Annotated in this window: 17 protein-coding genes, 1 tRNA gene and 1 pseudogene; 13 read left to right on the top strand and 6 right to left on the bottom strand. The window is 40.7% G+C overall.

The features are described 5' to 3' along the window. Window positions 1-252 precede the first annotated feature (252 nt). On the bottom strand, window positions 253-1,290 hold the full coding sequence (mtnA, locus tag IQ228_RS06415; RefSeq protein WP_193962434.1) for an S-methyl-5-thioribose-1-phosphate isomerase: 1,038 nt from the start codon (window positions 1,288-1,290) through the stop codon (window positions 253-255). A 224-nt stretch (window positions 1,291-1,514) separates the two neighbouring features. Here mtnA and IQ228_RS06410 point away from each other — a divergent pair, with 224 nt between their 5' ends. The 10 genes from IQ228_RS06410 to IQ228_RS06365 all read left to right on the top strand — a co-directional run bounded on the left by IQ228_RS06410 (window position 1,515) and on the right by IQ228_RS06365 (window position 11,081). Beyond that, the gene (locus IQ228_RS06410) at window positions 1,515-2,672 is read left to right on the top strand and encodes a DUF58 domain-containing protein (protein WP_027400681.1); all 1,158 of its coding nucleotides are present in this window, start codon (window positions 1,515-1,517) and stop codon (window positions 2,670-2,672) included. 80 nt (window positions 2,673-2,752) lie between these two features. Then, window positions 2,753-3,118 (top strand): ferredoxin thioredoxin reductase catalytic beta subunit, encoded by a 366-nt coding sequence (locus IQ228_RS06405; protein WP_027400682.1) that lies wholly within the window; start codon window positions 2,753-2,755, stop codon window positions 3,116-3,118. After that, window positions 3,115-3,507, top strand: a complete 393-nt coding sequence (locus tag IQ228_RS06400; RefSeq protein WP_193962433.1) for a DUF309 domain-containing protein — start codon at window positions 3,115-3,117, stop codon at window positions 3,505-3,507. The genes IQ228_RS06405 and IQ228_RS06400 overlap by 4 nt, the downstream gene beginning before the upstream one ends. A 198-nt stretch (window positions 3,508-3,705) precedes the next feature. Continuing rightward, window positions 3,706-4,200 carry an LptA/OstA family protein gene (locus tag IQ228_RS06395; protein ID WP_027400684.1) on the top strand — a complete coding sequence of 165 codons (495 nt, stop codon included), beginning with the start codon at window positions 3,706-3,708 and terminating at the stop codon, window positions 4,198-4,200. Between the two features lie 26 nt (window positions 4,201-4,226). After that, window positions 4,227-4,955, top strand: a complete 729-nt coding sequence (lptB, locus tag IQ228_RS06390) for an LPS export ABC transporter ATP-binding protein (RefSeq protein WP_027400685.1) — start codon at window positions 4,227-4,229, stop codon at window positions 4,953-4,955. 128 nt (window positions 4,956-5,083) lie between these two features. Next, window positions 5,084-6,199: an LptF/LptG family permease gene (locus tag IQ228_RS06385; protein WP_035081143.1), complete on the top strand. Its 1,116-nt coding sequence runs from the start codon at window positions 5,084-5,086 to the stop codon at window positions 6,197-6,199. Between the two features lie 146 nt (window positions 6,200-6,345). Continuing rightward, window positions 6,346-7,020, top strand: a complete 675-nt coding sequence (locus IQ228_RS06380) for a response regulator transcription factor (protein ID WP_193962432.1) — start codon at window positions 6,346-6,348, stop codon at window positions 7,018-7,020. A 254-nt stretch (window positions 7,021-7,274) separates the two neighbouring features. After that, on the top strand, window positions 7,275-8,927 hold the full coding sequence (locus tag IQ228_RS06375) for a SpoIIE family protein phosphatase (protein WP_193962431.1): 1,653 nt from the start codon (window positions 7,275-7,277) through the stop codon (window positions 8,925-8,927). Between the two features lie 3 nt (window positions 8,928-8,930). Next, on the top strand, window positions 8,931-9,356 hold the full coding sequence (locus IQ228_RS06370; protein ID WP_027400689.1) for an anti-sigma regulatory factor: 426 nt from the start codon (window positions 8,931-8,933) through the stop codon (window positions 9,354-9,356). 333 nt (window positions 9,357-9,689) lie between these two features. Then, window positions 9,690-11,081, top strand: a complete 1,392-nt coding sequence (locus IQ228_RS06365) for a malic enzyme-like NAD(P)-binding protein (RefSeq protein WP_027400690.1) — start codon at window positions 9,690-9,692, stop codon at window positions 11,079-11,081. Between the two features lie 251 nt (window positions 11,082-11,332). On the opposite strand, the gene IQ228_RS06360 is transcribed toward IQ228_RS06365, so the two are convergent. Beyond that, window positions 11,333-11,518, bottom strand: a complete 186-nt coding sequence (locus IQ228_RS06360; RefSeq protein WP_152540396.1) for a hypothetical protein — start codon at window positions 11,516-11,518, stop codon at window positions 11,333-11,335. Window positions 11,519-11,631: 113 nt separating this feature from the next. On the opposite strand from IQ228_RS06360, the gene IQ228_RS06355 reads away from it, so the two are divergent. Both IQ228_RS06355 and IQ228_RS06350 read left to right on the top strand, forming a co-directional pair. Continuing rightward, the gene (locus tag IQ228_RS06355; protein WP_193962435.1) at window positions 11,632-12,858 is read left to right on the top strand and encodes a sulfite exporter TauE/SafE family protein; all 1,227 of its coding nucleotides are present in this window, start codon (window positions 11,632-11,634) and stop codon (window positions 12,856-12,858) included. After that, entirely contained in the window at window positions 12,833-13,462 is a 630-nt protein-coding gene (locus IQ228_RS06350; protein ID WP_027402597.1) for a hypothetical protein, read from the top strand. Before IQ228_RS06355 ends, IQ228_RS06350 begins: the two co-directional genes overlap by 26 nt. Window positions 13,463-13,482: 20 nt before the next feature. Here IQ228_RS06350 and IQ228_RS06345 read toward each other — a convergent pair. Further along, window positions 13,483-13,555: transfer RNA gene (locus IQ228_RS06345), tRNA-Arg, on the bottom strand. Between the two features lie 757 nt (window positions 13,556-14,312). Between IQ228_RS06345 and IQ228_RS06340 the strand changes: the two genes are divergently transcribed. Continuing rightward, complete coding sequence (locus tag IQ228_RS06340) at window positions 14,313-14,813, top strand: hypothetical protein (protein WP_193962430.1); 501 nt, start codon at window positions 14,313-14,315, stop codon at window positions 14,811-14,813. A 610-nt stretch (window positions 14,814-15,423) separates the two neighbouring features. Here IQ228_RS06340 and IQ228_RS06335 read toward each other — a convergent pair. The 3 genes and pseudogenes from IQ228_RS06335 to IQ228_RS06325 form a co-directional block, all read right to left on the bottom strand. Continuing rightward, the gene (locus IQ228_RS06335; RefSeq protein ID WP_193962429.1) at window positions 15,424-16,320 is read right to left on the bottom strand and encodes a tetratricopeptide repeat protein; all 897 of its coding nucleotides are present in this window, start codon (window positions 16,318-16,320) and stop codon (window positions 15,424-15,426) included. A 5-nt stretch (window positions 16,321-16,325) separates the two neighbouring features. Further along, a complete protein-coding gene (locus IQ228_RS06330; RefSeq protein WP_193962428.1) occupies window positions 16,326-16,724 on the bottom strand; it encodes a hypothetical protein in 399 nt (132 codons plus the stop codon). 554 nt (window positions 16,725-17,278) lie between these two features. Then, a pseudogene (locus IQ228_RS06325) lies at window positions 17,279-18,663 on the bottom strand (hypothetical protein); the annotation flags it as partial.

Below are 18,663 nucleotides of genomic sequence, written 5' to 3'. Positions count from 1 at the left end.
GTACACACAAGTTATCGAATCACCATTATTCCTCAAATTACCCCACCCTAACCCTCCCCGATGCTTTGGGGAGGGAACTAATTTTTCCGGTTTCCCCCCAAAGCATCGGGGGCATTAAGGGGGGTAATTTAACTTGTGTGTACACGATAGCTTTTTAAGGGGGATTTAGGGGGATCTAAAAATATTTGATACACCATGAGGGACTTGTTCATTCACCCTCTTAGCATTGCTAAACCCTCGTCACCGTCAAAATTAAAGCATCTTCTGAGCCTTTAATAAATCTCCTGGCAGAAAAGCCCCATTTTCCGTAATAATGGCGGTAATTAAATCCGCAGGTGTGACATCAAAAGCCGGGTTATAAAATTCCACACCTGGAGGAGTAAGGATAGTTTCACCAATTTGATAAATTTCCCCTGGGTGACGTTCTTCAATGGGAATTTGACTACCATCAGTTAACTCAAAATCTACTGTAGATAAAGGTGCAGCTACAAAGAAAGGAATATTATGAGCTTTTGCCACAATAGCTAAACTATAAGTTCCGATTTTATTAGCAGCATCGCCATTAGCAGCTATTCTATCAGCGCCGACAACTACAGCATCAATTAAACCTTGTTTCATGCAGTGGGCAGCCATATTATCGGTAATTACTGTCACCGGAATCCCTTCTTGGACACATTCCCAAGTGGTGAGTTTTGCACCTTGTAACCGGGGACGAGTTTCGTCTGCATATACTCTGGCTAAACGTCCTTCTTTCCACGCAGAACGGACTACACCTAATGCTGTACCATAACCAGCGGTAGCTAAAGCCCCAGCGTTGCAGTGAGTGAGTATAATTAGTTTTTCTGGGGTTTGCGGTAATGCCGCCAAACCATGATCACCGATCGCTTGACAGGTTTGCAAATCTTCGGCATTGATCTTTTGGGCAGTTTCTAAAAGGGCTTGTTTAATTTCGGCGACTGTTCCCATGGTTTCATAAGCCGTTTGCATCATTCTGCCAATTGCCCAAAACAAATTTACCGCAGTGGGACGGGTAGAACGCAACAAATTAGCTACTGTTTCCAGTTTAGCTAAAAACTCTTGGCGATGGCTGGTTTCAATTTCCCTTGCCCCCAAATACATTCCATAAGCCGCAGCCACCCCAATCGCCGGCGCACCCCTCACAATCATGGTTGTAATGGCTTGTGCCATATCTTCACTGCGGTGAATCTCCACCACTGTATATTCATTAGGTAAGCGAGTTTGATCAATCAGTGAGACTGAATTATTGTGCCAAATAACGGGATAAACCATATTGTCAGTTGTTGGTTGTCAGTGGTCAGTTGTCAGTGGTCAGTTGTCCGTGGCAATTAATGACAGGGGCTTTTTAGATGTAATTCTCAATCATTATTAAATTTATTCCCTCTTGCCTCTTGCCCCTTGCCTCTTGCCTATTCCCTCTTGCCTCTTGCCTCTTGCCTATTCCCTATTCCCTCTTGCCTGTTCCCTGTTCCCCCAAATTAAGTTAAACAAGAAAGATGAAAATTACTAAAAAAATCAACAATTGGTTGGAAACCTGGGCTGCTGCACCTGCTTATGGCGGTTGGGTGTTGGCGGGAATCTCTGTGTGTTATTTGGGTGCAGGGATTAATACTATGGCTGGCTGGCTGTATGTGATTAGTGGGGTTAGTTTTGCGCTTTTGGGGGTGTCGGCTTTTGTTGCACCGCGATCGCTCACAGGTATAATTGTCAAACGTCGTCCTATTGCACCAGTAACCGCCGGTGATGCACTGAAAATTGAAATAGAAATTCAAAATCAGAAAAAACGATTTTCTAGTTTATTACAAATTAGAGACATTCTCCCATTTATTCTTGGTCAACCAGTCCAGCAAAATATTGAAGCTATTCCACCACAAGAGAGTTATCAGTGCATCTATTATCACCCTACCCAACAGCGTGGTATTTACCGCTGGCACACAGTAGAATTAGTCACAGGTGCGCCCTGGGGTTTATTTTCCTGTCGTCGTCCTCGTCAGTGTGAAGCTAGGGCGACTGTTTATCCCACCGTTTTACCCTTGACTACCTGCCCCTTAATTGATGAAATCGGACAAGATGATAGCCAAAGGGGAGATCCGCGTGGTAAACCTTTACAGATGGCAACAACGGGATTAGTGCGATCGCTACGTCCCTATCGCATCGGTGATCCTACTCGGTTGATTCATTGGCGGACGAGCGCTCGCTATGGAGAATTACGAGTCCGAGAATTAGAAGTAATTACCGGGGGACAAGAAATTATCATTGCCATAGATAGTTCCTTTATATGGCAACAAGAATTATTTGAACAAGCCGTGATTGCCGCCGCTTCCCTGTATTTTTATGCCCAAAAGCAGAAACTGCAAGTGCAACTATGGACATCAGCCACAGGTTTGACTACAGGTAATATCTCCGTTCTCGAAACCTTAGCAGCCACCAACCCCACCGAAAAAAACAGCTTACCACCAGATCACCGCCCCCTCATTTGGCTAACCCAAAACTCTTTCACCACATCTTCCTTACCTCCGGGTAGTCGTTGGCTACTGTGGCAAAATCCAGATTCAGCCACACCAAACCTCATTAATCGGGAATATCCCGGCATCATCGTCCAAAACGAACAAGAACTACAACCCCAACTACAAAAAGCCCTCAGTTTATTTTGAAACTTATTTTGAAACGATTTCTCACACTGAGCCTGATGTACAATGCAAAGAAACATGGAAATTTATAAACAGCACAACCAATGGTCACATCAGAAGTGAATTCAAAATCCAGCGATAAAAGCCTAGAAGCAATGCGGCATTTTTCCGAACAATACGCCAAACGGACGGGAACATTCTTCTGTTCTGAACCTTCCGTTACCGCAGTTGTCATCGAAGGACTAGCCAAGCATAAAGACGAACTCGGTGCGCCCTTATGTCCTTGTCGTCACTACGAAGATAAAGAAGCCGAAGTTAACGCCGCTTTTTGGAACTGTCCCTGCGTACCCATGCGCGAACGCAAAGAATGTCACTGTATGCTATTCCTCACACCTGAAAATGAATTTTCTGGGGACAAACAGGAAATTTCTCTCGATTGTATTAAAGAAGTTCGGGATAGCATGGGATGAGCGAAATCATGCCTGAAGAGTTTTGGCAAGGTGTAGAACAGTTCAATGCTGGACAGTTCTACGCTTGCCATGACATTCTTGAAGCACTCTGGATCGATAGTATCGAACCAGATAAAACTTTTTATCAAGGTATTCTCCAAATTGCTGTAGGACTATATCATCTGGGTAATCATAACCAACGGGGGGCAATGATTCTTTTAGGCGAAGGTAGTAATCGTCTTCGGCGTTATCTACCTAGCTACGGCGGTATTAATGTGGAAGAATTACTAACTGAAAGTGTGGATTTGTTAAAAACACTACAACAAGAAAGCCTAGAAACAATGGCAAATAGAGAATTGGCTCAAAATCAAGTTAGGCTTTTACCTATTATTTCCCTGTCTAAACTATGATTTGTGGGATTTTGATGATTTTTCTGATGGATTTTATGAATCTTTTGTTGGTGTATCAGATTCGGTAACAATTAACAAATTTTGCCAGTTGTGATCAAAGATTTTCAACGCGAAACTAAAGTTAAAAAAAACCGTCCGTTTTGGCTATAGGACTGATATTTTATTTTCCTATTCCCCGTTCCCTATTCCCTAGCTTCTATGATACCTCCTTATCAATTACTAAAATCACGGATACGCCGCTTAGGATTAGCCCTGGCACTGCCAATTTCCCTTGTAGGTGTTGCAGGATTGCCCAGCCAATTGCTACCAGCTACAGCCCAATCTGGGGGAAATCGTCCCCTGACTATTCGCTCTGATACCCAAGAATATGACGCGAAAACTCAAGTAATTACTGCTCGTGGCAATGTGCAAATGGTCTACCCGGCTCGGCAAATTCAAGCCACATCTGCTCAAGCTCAATACTTTAGTAAAGAAAAACGGATTGACTTCAGTGGTAATGTTTACATTTTACAACAGGGTAGCAATAGCATTCGTGCCGAAAAAGTCACCTATTTAATTGACGAAGGCAGATTCATCGCCTTACCCCAATCTAACCGTCAGGTAGAATCTATATATATGATAGAAGATTCTAATCCTAGTAGACAAACTACGAAACCAGCCCCAAAAACTCCAGCCTTAAAGCGTTCTAATTAGCATCTACACCTAGACAAAATCCCATAGTGAAAATTGTTTTAGAGAATATTCACAAATCCTACGGTAAACGATTAATTGTAAATCGTGTTAGCCTTTCTGTTAGCCAGGGGGAAGTTGTCGGTTTGCTTGGTCCTAATGGTGCGGGGAAAACGACAACATTTTATATTGCCACAGGTTTAGAAAAACCGAATCATGGCAAAGTGTGGTTAGACAATTTAGATATTACTAATTTCCCCATGCACGCAAGGGCTAGATTAGGTATTGGCTATTTAGCTCAAGAAGCAAGTGTATTTCGTCAGTTGTCAGTGAAAGAAAATATTCTCCTAGTATTTGAACAAACTCAAGTTCCCAGGAGAGAATGGAGACACAGACTACATACCTTATTACAAGAATTTCACTTAGAAAAGGTAGCTAATAGTAAAGGGATTCAACTTTCTGGTGGTGAACGACGACGCACAGAATTAGCGAGGGCTTTAGCAGCAGGGAAAGAAGGACCCAAATTCCTGTTTTTAGATGAACCTTTTGCGGGAGTTGATCCCATTGCTGTATCTGAGATTCAGGAGATTGTCAGTCAATTGCGCGATCGCGGTATGGGAATTTTAATCACAGATCATAATGTCCGCGAAACCCTAGCCATAACAGATCGTGGTTATATTATGCGTGAAGGACAAATTCTTGCTTTTGGCAACTCTGAAGAACTGTATAATAACCCCTTGGTGCGACAATATTATTTAGGTGATAATTTTGCAGTTTAAACTTTGCGCCTTTGTTCCTTTGCATCTACCCTGCGGGATCTCTAAGAGAGATTTCACGAAACATAATCATGATATCTAAACAGATTAAACCCTTCTCCAATTTAATTTCAATATTTTCATTTTCTATCATGGATCGCTATTTAGCGATGCAATTAATTTCACCATTTTTATTTGGTGTTGGTGCATTTACTTCTGTAGTTTTAGCAATTGATAGTTTATTTGAATTACTGCGAAAGGTTGTAGAATCCGGGCTACCTCTCAATATCGCCCTAGAGATTTTCCTCTTAAAGCTACCTTATGTCATGGTGTACTCTTTCCCCATGTCCACTTTGTTAGCTACTTTAATGACCTATAGTCGCCTTTCTAGCGAAAGTGAATTAATCGCTTTGCGGGGGTGTGGTGTTAGTGTTTATCGCATGGTTTTAACGGCTGTGGTGTTAAGTTTTGCCGTCACTATCATCACTTATTTATTTAATGAGCAAATTGCCCCCGCCGCAAATTACAAAGCCACTATCACCCTAGCACAAGCTCTCAAATCAGACCAACCTTCCTTTAAACAACAAAATATTTACTATCCTGAATATCGAGAATTTAAAGAAGCAGATGGTACTCGAAAAAAGATCCTTTCTCGCTTATTTTATGCTGACCAATTTGATGGTAAGCAAATGAACGGTTTAACAATTATAGATCGTTCCCGAGGCGGAGTTGATCAAATCGTTGTTTCCGAATCAGCTAAATGGAACACTCAAAAACAAGTTTGGGATTTTTACAATGGGACTATCTATTTAGTAGCGACAGATCGCTCATATCGGAATATTTTACGATTTGAACATCAGCAATTACAACTTCCTCGCACACCTTTAACCTTAGCCGAAAATAGCCGAGACTACGGGGAAATGAATATCTCCCAAGCCTTAGAACAATTAGAAATAGAACGTTTAGGTGGGAACAATCAAAAAATTCGCAAACTGCAAGTGCGAATCCAGCAAAAAATCGCCTTTCCCTTTATTTGCGTTATTTTTGGCTTAGTTGGTTCAGTTATGGGTAGTATCCCTCAGCGCACTGGACGTGGCACAAGTTTTGGTATTAGCGTGATTGTAATTTTTAGTTACTATTTGCTACTATCCGTCTCTGGAGCATTAGCACAAGCTGGTATTCTTTCACCCTTAATTGGTGCTTGGTTGCCTAATCTATTTGGATTAGCCACAGGTTTGTTTTTGTTATTGCGAGTAGCCCAGCGTTAATATGCGGAATGTGGGTTATATTATTTAATATCTAAGTAGCCATCATGAACTGTGTACACCAGAATATATGCAAAAACTTCTTATTCCCCCTCGAAGAACGAGGAGGGCTAGGGGTGGACGGCAAAAACCAAAATATGTGACGAAAAATGAGTAAAATCCGCACTGTCATCATTGAAGATCATGAACTCACTCGCCTCGGTATTTGCACAGCATTACAACGAACAGACGAAATTGAACTAGTTGGACAAGCTAACAATGCTCGTCATGGGTTTATAATGTTAAAAAAGCTACAGCCAGATGTGGCGATTGTGGATATAGGTTTACCAGATCAAGATGGAATTGAATTAACCAGGAAAATTAAAGGGAATCATCAACAGTTATTAAATACAAAAGTATTAATCTTAACATCATCTTATCATGAAGAATCCGTACTTTCAGCCTTTAGTGCTGGTGCAGACTCTTACTGTATAAAAGATCTTAAGCTTGAAGACTTACTGAATGCTATCCGGGTAACTGCTGAGGGAAATCCTTGGATTGATCCAGTGATTGCCCGGATTCTTGTAGAAAAGGCCAAGCAAAAACAAGATTCTCTCAAATCCCATGATCATAAACAACTTATTAAAGTCGGTATTCTCTCAGACAGAGAATTAGAAGTGATAGAATTAATTACCAAAGGTTGTAGTAATAATGATATCGCCGAGAGACTTTATATTGCAAGTGGAACTGTAAAAACCCACGTTTGTAATATTATGAACAAACTAGGTGCCAATAACCGTACCCAAGCAGTAGTAATTGCTATGCGTTCTGGCTTAGTTAAGTAGGCGGAAGGAGGAAAATCAAAATATATTTCGTTTTTTGAAATGGCTAAAACTCAACGACAATAACGCATTGAGGTAAATTTACATATCGGTACACACTTTTGGTTATTTCACGTCCACCTAAGTAGGTTGGCGTTGAAAATTGTCGTTATGGCAAGGCAAGAGGCAAGAGGGTTTGGGCGATTTTACGTTTCTTTACACAGTTTGGTTTTATTGTGTTCACCTACTTACTTAGTTATTAAAATTAAGGACACCTTATGGCTGGAAAAAAGTTAGATAAGCTCAAGCTAATGGTCGTAGATGACGAGCTAGATAACTTAGATGTCCTCTATCGCACATTTTGGAAAGATTTTAAAGTTTATAAAGCTAATAGTGCCACTGAAGCCTTAGCTATCTTAGAAAAAGAAGGTGAAATGGCTGTAATTATCTCCGACCAAAGAATGTCTGAAATGAACGGTAGCGAACTATTAAGTCTGACAGTGGAGCGGTTTCCCGATACAATTCGGATTTTGCTCACAGGTTTTACAGATGTAGAAGATTTAGTAGATGCAATTAACTCAGGTCGAGTATTTAAATACATTACAAAACCTTGGAATCCCCGCGAACTCCAAACATTAGTCAATCAAGCTAGTGATACCTATCGCTTAGTTAAAAAACGATTAGCAGAATTATCTCGTGCCTTGCGACGGGAATCTTTATTTAATGCTGTAACAACAGCAATTAGAGAATCTTTAGACTATGAAAATATGCTGCAAAAAATCGTTACTACAATTGGAGAAAAATTCGCGGCTCATTATTGTTTAGTCAAACCAGTCGAAGATGATTTACTAACCGAAAGGCAATTTTGCTATCAAAATTCTCAATCTAAAATCTATGATTTACTTCCAGATATCAGTAATTTAATTGCCAAAGTTTTCCAAACTCACCATTATGAAATAAAAGACGATATCTACAAAGACATCCCTTATCAATATCTAATTTTTCCCCTCATTTATCAACAGGATTTACTAGCTATTATTGCTATTTGTAAATTGGGAAGTGATCACATTTGGGATCAAGAAGATATTCAACTGATTACAGGTGTAGCGGAACAAGCAGCCTTAGCCCTTTCCCAAGCAAAACTCTATCAGAGTTTGCAAGAAAAACAACGACAAATTAACTTAGAGTTGGAAGTAGCCCGCCAAATTCAACATAACCTATTGCGGCAAACTTTACCAGAAATGGCAGGTGTAAAAGTCCAAGCTTGTTGCTATCCAGCACGAGAGGTAGGAGGTGACTTTTTTGAAGTGTTTGTTCATCCTAATGGTGATTTGTGGTTAGCCGTTGGTGATGTTTCTGGTAAAGGTGTACCGGCGGCTTTATTTATGGCTAGTACGATTTCACTGCTGCGGAGGGAACTCTGTCAAGAAGTTCCAGTAGAGCCAAATGTCATCATGCAGAACCTGAATTCTGCCCTGAGAGACGACTTAATGAGCAGCAATTATTTTATCACAATGGTTTTAGCTCGTTATCACCCAACTACAAAAGAACTAGTCTATGCTAATTCTGGGCATATTTATCCTTTTGTCTGGTCAAAGCACGCGACTTTGAATGATTCCCCTCATTATCTGAAAGTTCGCAGTATTCCTTTGGGAATACTACCTAAATGGCAGGCTGAATCCGGCTGTTTGATGCTTTCTTCTGGAGATACATTACTTCTGGCTAGTGATGGTATTACGGAAGCAACTGTCTGGGAAACCTTAGACAGTTCGAGAACAACTCATCGTTCTATGCTTAACCAAGAAGGTCTATGGCAACTTATAAAAAAGCAATCTCAACCCCTTAATCTTGATAATTTATTAGCTTTTATTCAAACCAATAACGATGTTCAAGACGATGATCAAACTATACTCTCTTTAGAGGTTTTATAGGTTATGAAAAGTGAACTTCATGTTCCCAGTGACCTAAGTTTCATCAATATTGCAGAACAATGGTTATTCGGATGTTTACAATTACAACTAGGGGAATCTGTTGATTGGATCAAACAATCAGGTCGCCTACGCTTGGTTTTAACAGAAGGATATTCTAATGCTGTGCGTCATGCCCATAAAAACAAGCCTGGATTAACAATTTTACTGCGGTTAGAACTGAAAGACCGAGATTTATCTATAGAGATTTGGGATTATGGTGAAGGTTTTGATTTATCTACTTACTTTCCTCCCAATCCCACAGAAAAGCAAGAAGGTGGTTATGGTTGGTTAATTATGAATCGGTTGATGGATAAGGTAGAGTATCAATTACAGGTGAATGGTGCTAATTGTCTGAAACTAGAAACTACTCTCCCCGAACTATTGCCGTAAGTTGTCGGGGAGGAGGCAAGAGGCAAGAGGTAAGAGGCAAGAGACTTCCAATTAAAAAAATACCCAAAAATTTCTGGTGGTGCGGGACGAATTGCCCGCTAATCATCAAGGACGGGCAGGATGCCCATCCCACAAAATTGGGTAATTTATTTTTTGGTGTTCCCTAAGAGGTAAGAATGAATTCATCCATCCTTATCTGCGTTTATCTGCGTTTATCTGCGTTTAATAATTCTGGAAATCCGATTAATTTGGATGACATGGTTTTTTGGGAAAATAAAATTTCCCGTAGCAATTCACTATAAAATCTAAAATTTAAAATAGAGGTTAGCACACATGGAAAATCTTACTCCTAATTCTAGTTTTAGTGTGACATTGCGCTTACAAATTCCCAATCGCGTGGGGATGTTAGCTTCTGTTACTCAAGCGATCGCTGCCACTGGTGGTAATCTCGGACAAATTGATTTAATTGAACAAAGCCGTCAAGAATCTATCCGTGATCTGACTGTTGATGCGGCGAGTACGGAACACGCAGAAACTATTGTACAGGCGGTGAAGGGATTACCAGATATTCAGGTAATTGATGTTTATGACCGCACCTTTAATTTACATCGGGGTGGCAAAATCAGTATTGTGAGTAGAATTCCGCTCAAAAGTGTTTCTGATTTAGCTATGGCTTATACTCCTGGGGTTGGTCGCATTTGTAAGGCGATCGCCGAAAATCCAGAAGAAGTATATAATCTGACTATCAAACAGAACACGGTGGCAATCGTCACTGATGGTAGTGCAGTATTAGGTTTGGGCAATTTGGGACCAGCGGCGGCTTTACCCGTGATGGAAGGGAAAGCGATGCTGTTTAAGGAATTTGCTGGACTTGATGCTTTTCCCATCTGTTTAGATACTCAAGATACGGATGAGATTGTCAAAGCAGTTAAAAATATCGCCCCGGTTTTTGGTGGTGTAAATTTGGAAGATATCGCTGCCCCCCGCTGTTTTGAAATTGAAAAAAGACTGCGGGCGGAATTAAATATCCCGATTTTTCATGATGACCAACATGGTACAGCCATTGTCACCTTAGCGGCTTTATTTAATGCTCTGAAACTCGTGCAGAAATCCCTTGCAGATATCCGCATTGTGATAAATGGTGCGGGTGCGGCTGGGGTAGCGATCGCTCGGTTACTCCGCAAAGCCGGTGCAGAAACCATTTTGATGTGTGACTCAAAGGGAATTATTTCCCATAATCGCACCGATTTAACCGCTGAAAAACTGGAATTTGCTGTTAAAGCCCAAGGAACTTTAGCCGGTGCAGTTCAAGGTGCAGATGTGTTTATTGGTGTCAGCGCACCGGGAGTTTTAACCCCAGAAATGGTACAGGGAATGAGGAAGGATGCAATTGTGTTTGCAATGGCTAATCCCATTCCCGAAATTCAACCCGAATTAGCCCCTAAAAACGTCGCTATCATGGCTACAGGTCGAAGTGACTACCCCAACCAAATCAATAACGTCCTGGCGTTTCCTGGGGTGTTTCGTGGGGCTTTAGATTGTCGGGCTAGGACAATTACTACTAATATGTGTTTGGAAGCTGCCAATGCGATCGCATCTTTAGTTAAACCCTCGGACTTGAACCGGGAACATATTATTCCTTCTGTCTTTGATCGGCGTGTTGCTACTGCTGTGGCTGCTGCTGTCCAACAAGCCGCACGGGAAGAAGGTATTGCTCAAAGTTAGTGAACTAAGTAATTGGACAAAAATATTTACAGTCATTGCGAGGGAAGGGAAGCAATCACAACCCTTGCGATTGCTTCATTTCACTTCGTTCCATTTGCAATGACATTGTGTAACTAATTCTGTCTCACTACTTAATTTTTCCGGTTTACCCCCTTATAAAGGGGGGTAGAAACAGCTTGATAATTTCTACCCATAACTATCCATATATTACTGTTTGTCCGAGTCTTCAATAAGTTGATCAACAAAATCCCTCAACCGTTGCTGCCAATCAGGGACGGTTTGGCAATACGTTCATCGTCTTCCAAAGCCATTTTTTGATCATAATTTAAACCCAACCATAGGAAATCAAATATAAAACTACACCAAGTTTGACAGATTGTCTTTTGACATGGACATGATGATAAGAGATGTAAAAAGTATACTTTCCCAATAGACATCTCCAGAAATTAAAGATGCTTGATCTGAAACCCTTGTAGAGACATTCTATGGAACGTCTCTAGCATCTTTTTTAGAGATGTCTAATTGCCAATTCCCAGTTCCCATCATGAATATGCTAGATTTATTACTCATCACATTACTAGGTTTCTTAGGCAGTTTTGGACATTGCTTTGGAATGTGTGGACCCTTAACAGTAGCTTTTTCTCTTTCTAAACAGCAGGAAAATCCAACTTGGCAACAGCAATTAAAGTTTCATACCTTACTCAACCTGGGGCGAATGTTGAGTTACGCTTTAGTAGGTGCTGGTATTGGCACAATCAGTTCCGTATTAGTAGAAGGTGGGCAACTTGCAGGAGTCGGTAGTGATTTGCGGCGTTGGATAGCCATAATTACAGGCATAACTCTGATTTGGTTTGGTTTAGGACAGGTGAAACCAGATTTATTACCGCATATTCCCCTACTACACCCCATCTTAAAAGGAAATTTACACAACCGTCTCAGTGCAGCCATGCTCAAGTTATCTGCACAAACTCAATGGTGGACACCGACACTTTTGGGCATGACATGGGGATTAATGCCCTGTGGTTTTTTATATGCGGCTCAAATTAAGGCTGCTGCCACAGGGAATTTGTGGCAAGCAACAGCGACAATGTTAGCTTTCGGAATTGGCACGCTGCCCATCATGCTAGGTGTAGGTGTTTCTACGGCTTTAATGAGTAAAGATCGCCGCAGTCAATTATTTCGCTTGGGTGGTTGGGTAACTCTAATAATTGGGGCTATTACCCTCTTACGAACAGGGGATACCATGACAGACTATAGCGGACACGCGTCTCTAATTTGTTTAATTCTCTCATTGATTGCCCGTCCTGTGAATAGTTTTTGGTCTGCACCTCTGCGTTACCGTCGAGCTTTGGGAGTTGGGGCTTTTGTTCTGGCTGGGGTACATACTATTCATCATTTTGAACACTCCCTAGCGTGGAATTTCAACGCTTTTTGGTTTTTAAAGTTAGAATTTCAATGGGGGATGATTGCAGGAGCTATGGCATTATTATTAATGCTTCCTGCTGCTTGTACAAGTTTCGACTTTCTGCAAAAGTCATTAGGTAAGCGTTGGCGACAAATTCATCTCCTGAGTGTACCAGCTTTGTTATTGAGTGCTATTCATACGCTGATGATTGGTTCTCATTACCTGGGGGCTTTCAGATTAAGTTGGCAAAACCAGTTGGCAGCCGTGTTTCTGGGGATAATTATTTCTGCTGTATTATTAGTGCGCTCACGGTATTTTTGGTTATATTTACATCTAGAAAAATTTTATGTTCCTCCCAATAAGTCGCGGTAAATTGACTCGTTCTACTCAATGTAACAGCAAAATCAGGTATCTATTATTATTAATTTTATCTAGTTTGATAGTTACTACAAATACTCAAGTTTTAGCCCACACGGTGAAAATATCCGAGGATGTGGGTGGTACTGTCCATTTAGAACCTAATGATAATCCCCGCGCGGGGGAAGTTACTCAAACTTGGTTTGCCCTGACGCGAAAGGGTGGTAAGGTAATTCCTTTAAAAGATTGTAATTGTCGGTTGGCTATTTATGCTGAACCTCATGTAGCAGGAGAACCAGCATTAATTGAACCTCGATTAAAATCTATTCAGGCTGAACGGTATGAAGGCATACCAGGAACAGAAGTAACTTTTCCCAAACCAGGGGCTTATCAGTTGCAATTGAGTGGTAAACCTGTGATTGAGGGAAGTTTTAAACCTTTTGAGTTAAAGTTTGTTGTCACTGTGGCTACAGGAAAGGCTGTAGATATTTCTCAACTGGGGCAAAATGTCAACGAGAATCCGCAAGGAACAAAAATTGGCTTAGTACAACCTTTAATTTGGTTGGGAGTTTCGTTAATTTCAGGTGGTATTGTAGTTTTTTTGAGACAAATTAAGTAAAAGTACAAAGAAAATAAAAATGAGCGCGGAGGGATTCGAACCCCCGATCTACAGGACCGGAACCTGTTGCTCTATCCACTGAGCCACGCGCCCTTATATCTCTATTACCATAGCATACTTTTTGAATTTAAATAAAATTAAATTATGAGTAATTTACTGGGTCAACGGGTGTAAGTAATTGGACAAAAATATTTACAGTCATTGCGAGCGAAGGGAAGCAATCACAACCCTGGCGATTGCTTGATTTCACTTCGTTCCATTTGCAATGACATTGTGTAACTAATTCTGTCTCACTACTTAAGCCTGTAGAACAGCAGCGATCGCTTGTCCTTTCTGTACAGTTTGTCCTTCACCAACATATAATTCTAGTGTGTCCATAGAGGGTGGTCATCGCCTGACTATGGCTAATAATCAACATAAACAGGATTATGCCTGACCTGTGGCAAAATTTAACACAGTGATTCAAACCGAATTCCTATTCATGGCAGTAATTACGGGTAATAAAATGATGTATCGAATATTATAACAAATTGTCATCAAACCCGGAACAAGAACCCCACCCCCAACCCCCTCCAGTATCAAAAGCTTATCCTTTTCTTCCCCCCGCTGCGGGGGGATTGAGGGGGGTGCGATGAGGGGGCTAAGATGTACCTTATATGATTGGAAATCGCTGTATGAGCGATCGCAATAGTGGCTGTGTAAGTAGGTGAACACAATAAAACCAAAGTGTGTAAAGAAAAGTAAAATCGCCCAAAGCTTCTTCACTCTTGCCTCTTGCCTTCCCAAAACGACAATTTTCAATGCTAACCTAGTTAGTAACACACTTTATTATTTTGGGTATCCTATTAAAATGGAAACCTTGATACTAGCAGTGCGAAACCGTCAACTCCCTTATTTTTTATTTTCTTTGACTTTAGTGATCATAATTGGCTTTGTTAAGTTCTTAGATAAATCCCCAAGTTTTCCCTGTGAAGAAGAGGGATTTATGGTTAGCCAAATTACACAATCTTATATCCATCCTGAGAAAATATTAGTCCGTCCCTGGTTGGGTCAACATCATGTATATGCTGTATTTATGCTGCCAAATAATTATGTATATGATCGGCTTATCAAAGTTAATTTACCAGTCAATAAAACCTTTTGTGGAACTACCGTTAAATTCACTCAAGCTATAGATGACATTAATCTTCAACCAGGACATTATTTAGTCAGGGGATATTTACAAACACGCACTGCACTCCAATATATCTTTGCGGGCAAAATAAATGACTTAAAGCAAGTAAGTAATTGGCAATTAGGTTATGGTAAATCGAAACAGGCATCTGTAAATTCTGTCCGAACCCATATCTGATTTGGGTTATCTTTCATTTCATCTGTTGTATAATAGACATCTTCAAAAAAGATGATAAAGACCTTCCATTGAACGTCTCTACAAGAGTTTCAGGTCACGCATATTTAATTTTTGGAGATGTCTATTAGACTTCTCCGGTAAAGCTTGTAGAGACGTTCCATGGAACGTCTCTACAAGGGGTTCAAACGACGCACATTTAATTTTCGGAGATGTCTATTGTACATCCGCTCCCTTTATAATTTTTTGGAGTATAAACCGTTGTCCTAATTTGGTTTGAGGCTTTAATATATTCAAAAATAAGTAAGTGGACGTAAAATAACCAAAATGTGTAACGATATGTAAATTAACCTCAATGCGTTATTGTGGTTGAGTTTTAGCCATTTCACAAAACGAAATATATTTTGATTTTCCCCCGCCCACCTACTTAGGCGATTCCTACGGAGTGCTTCGCTATCGTTTATTAATTTAGCTCAAACTCATGTACACCAATGGTTTTGGAGATATCAAAAGGATGTTTGATCACAAGGGGAACGGTAGAACCATCATTTTCATACATCAAATCAGCAACGCCGGATTTTGGTATAACCTGAATACTTACTCGAGTACTATTTTATTGCAGATTAAGTTCATTCATCTTCTCCAGAACTTTACGATAGTTAATGGATTCGTTTTTTTGAAGATAGAGATCCGCTGAACGAATTAAGTTTTGAGCAGCATCTTCTTTTAAATTCAATTTAGCAAAGGATAAACCAGCGTAGTAATAAGCTTCTGGTTGATCTGAGGAAATTTTTAAAGTGAACACAAAATCCTGAATCGCAGATTTATACTGTCCTAAATTGTAATAAGCAATACCCCTGGCGAGATAGGAAGGAAAAAATGTTTTTTCTTGAGCAATTAGTTGATTCATTTCCTCCACTACTTGTGTAAACTGACCAATCTGAAGACGCACATTTGCTAAATTTAAACGACTAATTGCTGTTGGTGCTAGTTGCACTGATTTAGTTAAATCTTCTAAAGCTTTGTCTAATTGTCCAGAACGTTGATATGCTAAAGCTCGATTGTTATAAAGCCCAGGAGAAGACTCTAATTTTTCTGCTTGATTAAAGTTTTGAATTGCTTCTAGTAACTGATTAAGTTCGCTTAGTGCAACACCTTTAATAATAAAAACTTGAGATGGCGTATTTTTCCCTTGAATTTGAATCAGTTGATTTAAATCTTGTAAAGCATAATTATATTGTTTCAGCAAAATATAAGCTTGGGAACGATTAAATAAAGCCATGACAATATTATTATTATTTTTTATATCACGGCTCCATTGTTGAATCGCACGCGTAATATTTCCTTGCTGAAAATTCTGTTCAGCACTGGAATTAGAATTGGGAGCTAAAGGTTGATTACCAGGTGTGACCTGTGCTTGAACACTTGTCAAGCAAGTTGTCCCAATTATTCCTATTTCTAATAGGAATTTTAATAAATTAAAACTGCGTCCACGACTCAATCCAAACATAAAAGTTATGGCAAATAATTAGTTTGGGCAGAACAGCGATCTAGTTCAGGTTTAACCATCAAGTTAACTAAACGTGGTCCATCTTTTCCTACTTGGGTAGCTAGTGCGTTAATTTGAGCAAATGTCTGGGGAGTGTAGCGGCTTTTATAAACAGTTAAAGCACATTGGCAGAAGTTTTGTTTAATCTTGAGTTTAGCAGGATCTGGGTTTTGATTTCCTACACATCCTTGGATAAATTCTGTTTGAGTAGTAGTAAAGTTAGCCCAATCACTATTAGCTGTTTTTGAATTATTATTGTTATTATTGCGGGGTTGTGAGCGCGGAGTTTGAGCTTGGCTAATTTGGCTAGTGAGAATGATAGTAAACAGCGATACAACAAACAGATTATTAATTGTGAATTTCATAAGAACACCCGGTAAGTGGGAAACTCAGCGTCTTTAGACCTGAGAGGGAAACGACACGAGCAGTTCGACAAGCTCACTGACCACGGTTTTAACCGCTGTGGATACTAAAATTGAAACCAGATTTTTGATTGGAATCTGGAAACCAACTCCCATTTCTGGGGTAATGTTAGCCTAGACCTGTTATAAGAGCTTGTTGGGCTTGCAACACTGTTCCTGTTACCTTAGAACTGTTTAATCACAAGCGACAGAGCAGGGAACTGGCTACGCATTCGGTGGGTGTCGTGACTCAAATAACGGCTACCCTTCGACTTCGCTACCTCGACTTCGCTCGGCACAAGTCAGGGCAAGTCGCTCAGGGTGGTCTGGTCAGTACGGCTTGCTTGATTACTCTTGCAAGCCTAGTCCCTTTAGGGCTGGGTTACTGACAAATCTATATTCAAGGTTTTGAGTTTGCTTTTTCAATCTTAATTTATTATGTTGTACCACAAAGAAAGCAATAAAGCCAAAATTGATATGCTCCTTCATAGAGGGCATATCAAGAAACAAATTGAAGGTTAGAACTCAAAGAATAACCCAAAGCGACCCATAAAGTTAGATGCTTTACTGTAGATAGAAGAAGTCGTAGATGTGAAGGCTGCACCTGTATTAAAGGTAATGCTGCGATTAAGACGTGCGACGCAACCAAAAGCACCTGACCAAGAACTACCGTAAACCCCGCTTCCTACACCGCAACCACTACTGACACCATGTGGTAGGGTGTTGGGAATTGATGATAAAGCAGCAGCCAGAGACCCCACAGATTCAATTTGTCTGCCTAACTCGTATAGTCCTTTCTCAATTGCAGAAGGATCGAAAGTAGCAGTACCTAAGTTGCCAGATTGGTCTACTGTAACGTACCGTCTATCTCCACTTTGGTATTTATTGCCTACGAATGAGCCTGAAGAAGCAAGCCCTGGCAATGTGTAGTAGCTGGCGGCAGTACCAAAAGCCATTTGTCCTGTACCTGTAGCAATTGCACCTGTACCAATGGCAGTGGAGTTGCCACCACTAGCGACCGCATTAGCACCCAAGGTTGTGGAGTTTGCACCGCTAGAACGAGAAGCAGTACCGATAGCTGTAGAGTAATTTCCAGTTGCTTGAGAATTATAAGCAAAAGCAGCAGCATCTGTTCCTGAAGCAAGTGCTGAATCCCCAACTGCTGTTGCTGGGTCACCTATTGCTTGGGCATTGCGACCAATGGCAATTGTTCCAATTTCGCTGGCTTTGGCATTTTGACCCATAGCAATAGCTCCGTCTGCTTTGGCAATAGCACCATCACCGTAAGCAGAAGCACCTACACCACTTGCAGTAGCATTATTTCCGAAAGCAGAAGCATTTTCACCACTTGCAGCAGCATTGTTTCCGAAAGCAGAAGCACTTGTACCACTTGCAGCAGCATTGTTTCCGAAGGCAGAAGCATTAACTTTAGCAGCACTACTATTATTACCATAGGCAGAAGCATTTTCTTGAGTAGCTTTAGATTCGCTACCAAACGATGTCGCCTTATTACCTTCAGCTTTACCCGTAATGCCTATAGTAATTGCATTAGTTCCTACAGCTATAGAATTAGCTCCTATAGCTGTAGAATTTATTCCAGTTGCTGAAGAATTAGCACCTATAGCTGTGGCAAATTCACCATTCGCAAAGGCATTAGCTCCTGTAGCTGTAGCATTTTGACCAATTGCTTTGGCATCAGATCCTGTAGCCGCCGCATTCAACCCTTCTGCATAAGCACCTTTTCCTGTAGCAATAGAACTTTCACCCAATGCTTGTGCAGTATCACCTGTGGCAATAGAACTCGCACCACTAGCTGTAGCACCTTTACCTGTGGCGGTGGCATTTGCACCTGAAGCATTGGCACTATCACCATAGGCTGAGGCAGAAATACCTGTGGCTTGGG

Origin of the sequence: Dolichospermum sp. LEGE 00246, from assembly GCF_015207865.1 — a bacterium.
Lineage (GTDB): Bacteria > Cyanobacteriota > Cyanobacteriia > Cyanobacteriales > Nostocaceae > Dolichospermum > Dolichospermum heterosporum.
The sequence above is the reverse complement of the archived record's forward strand: the minus strand, read 5'-3'. Positions and strand labels throughout refer to the sequence as shown.